Source organism: Alkalihalophilus lindianensis (assembly GCF_032843265.1).
In the GTDB taxonomy this organism is placed as follows: Bacteria; Bacillota; Bacilli; order Bacillales; family Bacillaceae_D; genus Alkalihalophilus; species Alkalihalophilus lindianensis.
The window spans coordinates 1-246 of sequence record NZ_JAWJBA010000826.1 but is presented as its reverse complement, the minus strand read 5'-3'; the positions used below and the strand labels follow the sequence as shown (position 1 = coordinate 246).

The window sequence follows — 246 nt, the reverse complement described above, 5'->3', positions numbered from 1 at the left end:
ATCCGGACCATCGCCTCATAAACAGAGGAATCACCATGCGGGTGATAATTACCAATGACGTTACCAACGGTTTTTGCCGCTTTACGGAAGCCTTTGTCATGGGTATTGCCTTCTACATGCATCGCGTACAAGATTCTGCGCTGCACCGGTTTCAAACCGTCCCGGGCGTCCGGCAGGGCCCGTTCTTGAATAATATATTTACTATATCGGCCAAAACGATCGCCGAGGACATCTTCTAATGGGAGG

Annotated in this window: 1 protein-coding gene; it reads right to left on the bottom strand. The window is 50.0% G+C overall.

The window, feature by feature from the left end:
• Positions 1-246, bottom strand: a 246-nt coding sequence (locus RYX56_RS24470) for a DNA gyrase subunit A (RefSeq protein WP_317124402.1), incomplete at both ends; no start/stop codon positions are given.